The organism is Nonomuraea sp. NPDC004186 (assembly GCF_053603495.1).
The window spans coordinates 79,006-88,668 of the sequence record NZ_JBSGFQ010000053.1 but is presented as its reverse complement, the minus strand read 5'-3'; the positions used below and the strand labels follow the sequence as shown (position 1 = coordinate 88,668).

The window sequence follows — 9,663 nt, the reverse complement described above, 5'->3', positions numbered from 1 at the left end:
GGCCGGTCGGCGGGCGGGGTCCGGTCGTCAGCCGGCGTTCGCGAACAGGTTGACCCAGTAGGCCGTGCGGTCCAGATAGGCGGTCTGAGCCGAGGCGCCGGTGCGCCCGTAGGCGCCCTCGAAGCTCTGGTACCCCGTCCGCACGACCGCCGGCTCGATCACGCTGCCCTCGTGCCACTCGTTGAAGGACGTGATCGACACCCAGGTGGGGTTGGTCTGGAGGGCGTTGGACCACTCCTTGTCGTAGGTGGCTCCGTTGTCCCTGGAGAGGGTGGGCGTGGTGTTGCCGGGCACCGCGCGGTCGTCGATGTAGCCAGGGCCCACCGACGGAGCCCACACCAGCCCGCGCTGGCGTGCGTAGTCCGCGGCCTGCTGCCAGCCGGGCGCCGTGGCGCCGGCGATCGCGTCGTAGGTGTACATGCCGTTGAAGTTCGCGATCTTCGTGGTGTCGGTGGTCTGGGCGAGGATGACGTTGCTCTGGTTGACCTGGCTCAGGGCCGACCAGTCGGTGATGCGCAGGCTCTCGAAGACGTAGAAGGCGTTGCGGAAGGCCGGATGCGAGCCGTAGGTCTGGTTGATGTAGCGGATGTCCTCCACGGTGGAGGCGGCGGTGCGGCCGGAGTAGGGCTCCAGGTGCCAGGCCACCTTGAGCCCTTCCTTCGCCGCGGCGTCCATGACGCCTCTGGCGAGGTTGTCCTCATAGCTGCCGCGGCCCCACCAGCTGAGCACCAGCACACCGACGCCGGCCTGTTTGATCCACTTCATGTGCTGGGGCACCGCGCCGGCGAAGTCGCCGGAGTCGTAGGCGCTCAAAGCGGGGTACAGGTCCGCGCCGACGTCGTCGGGCGGGGTGTGCCCGCCCTGCGGCCAGTGCCGCCAGCTGCCGCTGACCTGCGGCGAGCCGTACCAGGGGTAGTAGAAGATGTGCACCTTGTCCGACAGCGCCGTGCCGCCGTTCGTCGAGCTCGTCAGGGTGAAGGTGTCGACGTCGAAGAGGAAGCCGCTGCCGCCGGTGAAGGCCAGGAAGAGTGGTCCGGTGGCGGTGCCGGTCAGGGTGGTGGAGACGTTCTGGAAGGTCTCCCAGCCTCCGGTGGTGGGTACGGTGACCGAGCCGAGCAGGGTGCCGGTGGCCGATCCTGAGCGGATCTGGATGGTGCCGCCTGCCCCGGCGGAGGAGACGCGGGCGGAGAAGGTCTTGGCGCCTGTGGTGGTGACGCCGGAGTAGCCTGCCCAGTCGCCGTTCTCGATGTAGCCGAGGGTCTGGCCGCCGCTGGCAGGGGTGTGGTTCGCGATCTGCACCCCGGAGCCGGAGGTGTACGACTCGCCCTCGACCGTGACGCCGCTCCCGCCCAGCTCCTTGATCCGGATGTTGCGGAAGGCCACCTGGTCAGAGGCGCTGTGGTTCTGGATGCCGACGTACCCCTGGAGCAGCGAGCGCCGCGGGTCGGTGTTGGTGAAGTCGTTGATCTTCACGCCGTTCAGGAGGACCTGCAGCCGCTCGCCCTCCACCAGCAGCTCGTAGGTGTTCCACTCGCCGGGCGGGTTCAGCGCGGCGTCGCGGGCGGCCTGGTCGGCGGCCTTGAAGCCGTAGATCGCCCCGGTCGTGCGGTCCGGGGTGTCGGTGGCGTCGATCTGCACCTCGTAGCCGTTGTCGATGGCCGACTGCGGATCGGACGAGGCGGGGAAACCGACGAAGATCCCGGAGTTGCCGTCGCCGGTCAGCTTCCAGTCCAGCTTCAGCGAGTACGAGCCGAACTCCTTGGCGCTGTGCCACAGCAGCCCCATCCCGCCCTGCGAGGTCAGGGTGGCGTCGGCGTTGGCGAAGCTGCCCGGGCCGGCCTGGGACCAGCCGCTGGTGGAGCCGTCGTACAGCGTGGTGTAGCCGGTCTCCGGCCGGCAGTCGGCCTTGGCGACCCCGGCCGCGTACCGGATGCCGCCGAGGAGCACGTTACGGAAGGCGGGATCGGCGTACGACTCCATGGTGTGGCCGAGCCCGGTGTAGAAGGCGCGCCCCTGGCCCTGCGGGTGGCACCACGTGATGGGGTGGTCGCCCATGTCGCCGCCGCTGTAGGTGCTCTCGTTGAGGTTCTGCAGCACGCGTACGGAGGAGCGCGGGTTGGTGCGGTAGTTGTACCACTCGTCGGTACGCGTCCAGGTGGGGCCGAGGTGGGCGGTCGCCGGGTGCGCGCGGTTCTCGGTGCGTACGGTGGCCTGCTGGATGGCGGGGTGGCTCTTGAAGTAGGCGCCGGCCAGCTTCTCGTAGTACGGCCAGTCGTACTCGGTGTCGGCGGCGGCGTGCACGCCCACGTATCCGCCGCCGGAGTCGACGTAGGACTGGAAGGCGGCCTGCTGGGTGTCGTTGAGCACGTCGCCGGTGGTGTTGAGGAAGACGACGGCCTTGTAACCCGCGAGGTTGGCGCCGGTGAAGGCTCCGCCGTCCTCGGTGGCGGTCACGGTGAAGTTGTTGCCGCCGCCGAGATCGCGGATGGCCTGGATGCCCGCCGGGATCGCGTCATGGCGGAAGCCGGCGGTCTTGGAGAAGACCAGCACCTGGTAGGCCGGGTCCGAGGGGGCGGCGGTGAGGCTCGCCGCGACGAGTACGAGGCCGAGGAGTTTGTGAATCATCGCCGCCTACCTGGTGATCGTGAAGGTGTCGATGTCGAAGAGGAAGCCGCTGCCGCCGGTGAAGGCCAGGAAGAGTGGTCCGGTGGCGGTGCCGGTCAGGGTGGTGGAGACGTTCTGGAAGGTCTCCCAGCCTCCGGTGGTGGGTACGGTGACCGAGCCGAGCAGGGTGCCGGTGGCCGATCCCGAGCGGATCTGGATGGTGCCGCCTGCTCCGGCGGAGGAGACGCGGGCGGAGAAGGTCTTGGCGCCTGTGGTGGTGACGCCGGAGTAGCCTGCCCAGTCGCCGTTCTCGATGTAGCCGAGTGTCTGGCCGCCGCTGGCCGGCGTGTGGCCGGCGATCTGCACCCCGGAGCCGGAGGTGTACGACTCGCCCTCGACCGTGGTGCCGGGCGGCGCTCCGGTGGTGAAGGTGAAGGCGTCCACATCGAACAGGTTGCCCTGCCCCGACACGCCCTTGAAGACCAGGAACAGCTTTGTCGTGCCGCTGGGGGCGTTGCTCAGAGCGGCGGAGACGTCGGTGAAGGAGTCCCAGCCTCCGGTGTTGGACACGGTGAGGGTGCCCAGCAGCGTCCCGGTCGAGGAGCCCGCCCGCACCTCGACCGTGCCGCCGGGGCCGCCGGAGGAGACCCGGGCGGTCACCCTGGTGGCCCCGGCCAGCAGGTAGGGCTCGAAGGAGATCCAGTCGCCGTTGTCGGTGAAGCCGACGGTCGCGCCGCCCTCGGCCCCGCCGTGGTTGGCGACCTGGATGCCCTGCTGGGCGCCGAAGTGCTCGGCCTGCCGGTGCACCGGCTGCAGCGTGCGGAGGCCGTGGCCGGTCAGCCCGCCCTTGTCGGTGTACTCGGCGTCGAAGACGCCGTAGAGGTTGGCCGCCGCGTCGTGCTCGCCGTCCGCCGGGATGGTGATCGATCCCTCGCAGCCGTTCCTGGAGGTGATCGCATGGGTGTGGCTGTCGTGGCCCACCAGGTACGTCACCTTGACGCCGGCGCAGTCCACGGTGCCGTCCTCGGGGTCGGTGACGGTGACCTTGAAGGGCACGGCCTGGCCGTAGGAGAAGAGCTGGCCGTCGACCGGGGTGGTCAACGTCACGGTGGGCGCGGTGTTGCCGACCGTGATCACCAGGCTGGCGGTCCCGCTCAGGCCCTGCGGGTCACGTACGGTCAGGGTCGGCCGGAAGGTGCCGTTGGCGCTGTAGGCGTGGGTCGGATTGGCCTGCGTGGAGGTGGCGCCGTCGCCGAAGTTCCACGAATAGGTGAGCGCGCCGCCCTCGGGGTCGGAACTGCCGGCCGAGGAGAAGGCCACGGTCAGCGGCGCCTGCCCGGAGGTCTTGTCGGCCGCGGCCTTGGCGACGGGGTTGCGGTTGGCGCCGGCGAGGTACTCGATCCGGTACAGCGCCTGGTTGCCGCCGCCGGTGCCGTAGTCCAGCACGTACAGGGCGCCGTCCGGGCCGAACTCCGAGTCGATGATCTGCGTGCCGTCCCAGGGGAAGTCCTCGATCACGCCGGGTGTGCCGTCGCTCTTGACCTCGATCGCCTTGATCCACTGGCGGCCGAACTCCATGGCGAAGTAGCGGCCGTCGAGGGACTGCGGGAACTTGACCGTCGAGGTCGAGCTCGCGTCGTAGCGGTAGACGTCGCCGCCCATGGGCGACTCGGAGCCGCCGCCGAACTCGGGCGGCGCGCCGGCGTCGCCGTACTTGATCCAGCTCGGACTGGCCGCCGGCAGCGTGGCGAGCCCGGTGTTGCGGAAGGAGTTGTTCGCGGGCCCGCCCGCGCAGTTGTACCTGGCGCCGGCCGGGCCGCTGGGGAAGGTGTACTCGTTGTAGGTCTCGGCGGTGGTGTTCGTCCCGGTGCAGTACGGCCAGCCGTAATTGCCCGGGGCGGTGATGCGGTCGAACTCCACCTGGCCGCCGGGGCCCCGGTTGGAGTCGGCGGCGCCCGCGTCCGGGCCGTAGTCGCCCAGGTAGACCGTGCCCGTCGGCTTGTCCACCGACATGCGGAAGGGGTTGCGGAACCCCATGGCGTAGATCTCGGGCCGGGTCCTGGCGGTGCCGGGCGGGAAGAGGTTGCCCGCCGGGATGGTGTAGGTCCCGTCCGGCTGCGGCTTGATGCGCAGCAGCTTGCCGCGCAGGTCGTTGGTGTTGCCCGAGGAGCGCTGCGCGTCGAACTGCGGGTTGCGGTCGGTGCGCTCGTCGAGCGGGGAGTAGCCGCTGGACTCGAAGGGGTTGGTGTCGTCGCCGGTGGTGAGGTAGAGGTTGCCGGCGCCGTCGAAGTCGATGTCGCCGCCGACGTGGCAGCACTGGCCTCGGTCGTTGGGCACCTCGAGCACGACCTTCTCGCCGGCCAGGTCGAGGGTGTTGTCGGCCTTGAGGGTGAAGCGCGACAGGTTGAGGTGGCCCTTCCAGGGCGCGAAGTCGGCCTCGGTGCCGGTCACGGGGGCGTCCCCGGCGGGAGTGCTCAGCTTGGGGGAGTAGTACAGGTAGACGAGGCGGTTGGTGGCGAAGCCGGGATCGACGGCGATGCCCTGTAACCCCTCCTCGTCGTGGGTGTAGACATCGAGCTTGCCCGCCACCTTGGTGGCGCCGGAGGCATCGGTGTGGCGGACCGTGCCGTCGCGGGCGGTGTGCAGGACCGACCTGTCGGGCAGGACCGCGAGCGACATGGCCTCGCCTAGCTCGGCCGGCCCGAGGGCCAGCTGGACCTGCTGATAGTCGCCGGGAGGGATGTCCATCGCCGCCGCGCTGGTGAGCACCAGCGACGCCGCGACGAGCAGCCTCGACCACGCAGACATGGGCTTCCTTTCCTGACCGGGGGGACGTCAGGCAAGGCGCGCGCCGACCGCGCTTTGCTGGTAGGGCTGGGGGTGCTGCCCCAGGTTGCGCTTGACGTTTTGGCAGTGAGATTTTCCGACAAGTGGGCTTAATAGAGATGCTTACCTCGCCGTAATGTGCCTGTCAAGGAGCTGTCATTTCCGTCAATGAATGGTTGATTGCGATGAAGACCCGTAAAAAATCAACAGTTATCCGCAACTTTGAGCCTGGAGCGCTCCACCGTCTTGCGCCGGTCGGCTCCGTGGCATTAAATCGTCCCCACGTCCGCCTGGCCGCCGAACGGAGAGTTGCGGCGGGCCTCCTTACCGCCGACTTCGGAGTCGCCGCACTGGGTGCTGTCCTCGGGCCAGGCGGGCGGAATCCGCTTCCTTGACGCGAAACTTACAGTCGCTATACCCACCTTGACGCTCCTGGCCTCGTCCGTCATGCTGCGTCTCACAAATCGGTTTGCACGTTGGGGAGTACATGACCGACTTTCCACGGCGGGTGCTGGTGACGGGGGCGGCAGGACACGTCGGCCGGGCCACCCTCGATCTCCTCGCGCGCCATCAGGTGGCGGTGACGGGCCTGGACCTGCGCGGTCCCGGCGGCCTGCCGCTCGATCGCATGGTGGTGGGCAGCGCGGGCGATCCGGAGATCGTGCGGAAGGCGCTGGACGACGTGGACGCCGTGATCCACCTCGCCGCGCTCCCCGCGCCCGTGCTGGGCACGCCGGAGGAGGTGTTCTGCGGTAACACCAGGGCCACGTTCGTGGTGCTGGAGGAGGCCGGTCGGGCGGGCGTGCGGCGTGCCGCCATCGCCAGCAGCATGTCGGCCCTGGGGCTGGCCTGGGCGGACCGAGTGCTGCACCCGGCCTACGTGCCCGTCGACGAGGACATCCCGTTGCAGGTCGAGGACCCGTACGGGCTGTCCAAGCAGACGGACGAGCTCACGGCGGCCATGATGAGCCGCCGGCATGGGATGACGACCGTCGCGCTGCGCTTCCCCCGGCTGGGCGGGCCGGAGGACAAGCTCCGGCGCACGGCGGAGGAGTGGGCCGCCGACCGGGCCGCCGGAGCCAGGGAGTTGTGGTGCTACCTGGACGTCCGGGACGCCGCGCGGGCGGCCTGGCTGGCGGTCACGCGCCCGATCGAGGGCCACCACGTGCTCGCCGTCGCCGCGCCCGACACGCTGATGTCCGAGCCGACCGAGGAACTGCTGGCCGCGTTCCACCCCGGCAGCGAGCGGCGGGCGCCGCTGCCCGGCCGCGCCGTTCCGGTCGACCTGCGCGCCGCCGAGCGGGTGCTGGGCTTCACCGCGAGGCACGTGCTGCCGTGACGAGCTCGATGGAGGAGACCCGGGCCGGCTCGACGGAGGGCTGGATGCGCTCTGGCGTAAACGTTCAGCGACTGAAAGGATTATGCCGATGTAATATCACCGCATGCTGATCCAGCAGCCGCAGGGCCGCCGTGAGCGGAAGAAGGCCGAGACCCGGCGCGCCATGGCGGAGGCGGCGCTGCGCCTGTTCGCCCTGCGGGGGTTCGACGCGGTCACGGTCAACGAGGTCGCGGAGGCCGCCGACGTGTCGGCCAAGACCGTGTTCAACCACTTCCCCACCAAGGAGCAGCTGTTCTTCGAGCACGAGCCGCTGCTGGCCGGCGACCCCGCCGAGGTCGTGCGGCAGCGCCCGCCCGGCGGGCGGGTGCTGGTCGCGCTGAGCCGGCTGCTGCGTGCCGAGCCGGCCGGTGACCTGGCGCTGTTCGGCCGGATCCACCGCGACAGCGAGACGCTGCGCGCCTACGGCCGGGAGCTGTTCGCGGCGCGCGAGCGCGCGCTGGCTGAGGCCCTGGTGGAAGAGGCGGGCGGCGACCTCAGGCCGCGGATCCTGGCCGTCGCCGCGCTCGGGCCCCTGCGGCAGGTGTGGGAGTCGATCCTGCTGGAGGCGGCCGAACGGGTGCCACCCGCCGAGGCCGTCGCGCGCGGCGTGCGCATGCTGGAGGAGACGTACGCGGTCCTGGGCGGCGCGTTCGAGGGCCTCCTGCACCATCGGGCCCCGGCGGCACACCCCGCTCCGCCGGTCCCCGAGGAGCACTCGCGCGCGCTCCGAGGTGAGCGGCCGAGCATCCGGCGGGTCGCCGAGCTGGCGGGGGTGAGCGCGACGACCGTGTCCCACACGCTCAACCGCCGCCGCCCGGTGGCGGAGGAGACGCGGCAGCGCGTGCTCCAAGCCATCGAGGAGCTCGGTTACCGGCCCAACGTCCTGGCCAGAGGACTGCGCACCAGCCGCAGCCAGACCATCGGGCTGATCATTCCCGACATCACCAACCCCTTCTACCCGGCGCTGGCCCGCGGCCTTCAGGACGTCCTCGGCCCGGAGGGCTACGACCAGATCATCAGCAACACCGACGGCGTCCGGCGCACCGAGCAGGCCGCGATCGAGCACATGATCGCCCGCCAGGTCGACGGGCTGGCCTTCGCCGTGTTCCACACCCACGCCGAGGACCTGCTGCCGGTCATCGAGGCCGGCATCCCGGTGGTCCGGCTGGGCGGCAGGCTCGTCCAGCACGGAGTGGACCTGGTGCACAGCGACGACGAGGGGGGCGGGGCCGAGGCCACCCGCTACCTGCTCGGCTGTGGCTACCGCAGGATCGCCTTCGTGTGCGGCCCGGCCGCCGAAGGCCCGGCGGCCGAGCGCGTGGCCGGTTACCGCGCGGCCCTCGCCGAGGCCGGCGCGCCGGCCGACCAGGCCCTCGTGGCCCACACCCACTTCAGCCGCGCGGGCGGCGCCGAGGGCGTGGCGCGGCTGCTGGAGCTGGCCGAGCCGCCCGACGCCCTCCTGTGCGCGAACGACGTCATGGCGATCGGGGCCCTGGACGAGGCGGCTCGACGGGGCCTGCGCGTCCCCGAAGACCTGGCCGTGATGGGCTTCGACGACATCGACGCCGCCGGCATGGTCTCACCCGGCCTGACCACCATGGCCAACCCGGCCCGCGAGATAGGCCAGGCCACGGCCGTGCGGCTGCTGGAACGGCTGCGCGAGGCCATCGACGAGCCGTCCACCGAGCTGGTCGTGCCCGCGCGCCTCGTACGGCGTCAATCCGCCTGAGGCGAACTCTTGACACCGCAATCGTTACGTGTAGATTTCGAGAGATCTTAACGATTTGCGCGCGCCTGGAGCATCCTTCTCCCCCCGAAAGGACGCCGTGATCGCAAAACGTCGGAATCTCGCCCTTGTCCTCATCCTGGCGGCCCTGGCCTGGTCGCCGCAGGTGGCGCCGGCCGCCGCAGCGAACCTGTCGAGCAACGTGCACCTGTTCTACTACCCCTGGTACGGCACGCCCGCCGGAAGCGGCGAGTGGCGTCACTGGCAGCAGGGCGGCCACACCCCGCCGGAGGATGTCGGCGCCGACCTCTACCCCGCCCTGGGCGCCTATGACTCCGGCGACTCCCGGGTCCTGGCCCAGCACATGAAGTGGATCGCGCGGACCGGCGCCGGAGTGATCGTCTACAGCTGGTGGGGCCAGGGCAGTTACGAGGACGGCCTGGCCCGACGCGTCATGGACGCCGCGGCCAGGCGGGGCGTCAAGGTCGCCTGGCACCTGGAGCCGTACGAGGGCCGCACGGCCGCCTCCACCGTCGAGGACATCCGCTACCTGCACCGGCAGTACGGCTCGCACCCGGCCTTCGACAACGTCTTCTACGTGTTCTGGAGCCTTCAGGTCGCCGACTGGTCCGCGCTGGACGAGGTCGACCAGGACGACATCATCCTCGCTCAGACCACCGACACCACCAAGATCGCGCACTTCGACGGCATGTACACCTACGACGGCATCGCGGGGGCCACCGCACCCGGCTGGAAGCAGGCCGGCGAGTACGCCAAGGCGCACGGGCTGATCTGGGCGCCCTCGGTGGCCCCCGGCTACGTCGACGACCGCGCCGTACCCGGCAACACCACGCCGACGGTCGCCCGCGACAACGGCGCCGCTTATGACCGGCAGTGGACCAACGCCCTGGACCCGGCCATCGGTGGCTCGCCGACCTGGGTGTCGGTCACCTCCTTCAACGAGTGGCACGAGGGCTCGGTCATCGAGCCCGCCGACCGCACCCCGCCGCCCGGTCACGGCTACCAGACCTTCCAGGGCGCCTACGGCAAGCAGGGCAGGGCCGCCGAGACGGCCTACCTGGACCGCACGCGGTACTGGGTCGAGAAGTTCGAGAGCGTGCGCTAGCCG

Annotated in this window: 5 protein-coding genes; 3 read left to right on the top strand and 2 right to left on the bottom strand. The window is 70.5% G+C overall.

Annotated elements, in window-relative coordinates; genetic code table 11:
- Positions 1–27: 27 nt before the first annotated feature.
- Together ACWEPL_RS35720 and ACWEPL_RS35715 are read right to left on the bottom strand one after the other, a co-directional pair.
- Positions 28–2,625, bottom strand: a complete 2,598-nt coding sequence (locus tag ACWEPL_RS35720) for a ThuA domain-containing protein (protein ID WP_452438826.1) — start codon at positions 2,623–2,625, stop codon at positions 28–30.
- A gap of 6 nt (positions 2,626–2,631) precedes the next feature.
- Positions 2,632–5,412 (bottom strand): carbohydrate-binding protein, encoded by a 2,781-nt coding sequence (locus ACWEPL_RS35715; protein WP_452438825.1) that lies wholly within the window; start codon positions 5,410–5,412, stop codon positions 2,632–2,634.
- A 505-nt stretch (positions 5,413–5,917) separates the two neighbouring features.
- On the opposite strand from ACWEPL_RS35715, the gene ACWEPL_RS35710 reads away from it, so the two are divergent.
- The 3 genes from ACWEPL_RS35710 (at position 5,918) to ACWEPL_RS35700 (ending at position 9,660) form a co-directional block, all read left to right on the top strand.
- Positions 5,918–6,769 carry an NAD-dependent epimerase/dehydratase family protein gene (locus tag ACWEPL_RS35710; RefSeq protein ID WP_452438824.1) on the top strand — a complete coding sequence of 284 codons (852 nt, stop codon included), beginning with the start codon at positions 5,918–5,920 and terminating at the stop codon, positions 6,767–6,769.
- A gap of 103 nt (positions 6,770–6,872) precedes the next feature.
- Positions 6,873–8,537: a substrate-binding domain-containing protein gene (locus tag ACWEPL_RS35705; RefSeq protein WP_452438823.1), complete on the top strand. Its 1,665-nt coding sequence runs from the start codon at positions 6,873–6,875 to the stop codon at positions 8,535–8,537.
- 97 nt (positions 8,538–8,634) lie between these two features.
- A complete protein-coding gene (locus ACWEPL_RS35700; RefSeq protein WP_452438822.1) occupies positions 8,635–9,660 on the top strand; it encodes a glycoside hydrolase family 99 protein in 1,026 nt (341 codons plus the stop codon).
- The last annotated feature ends 3 nt before the right edge of the window (positions 9,661–9,663 follow it).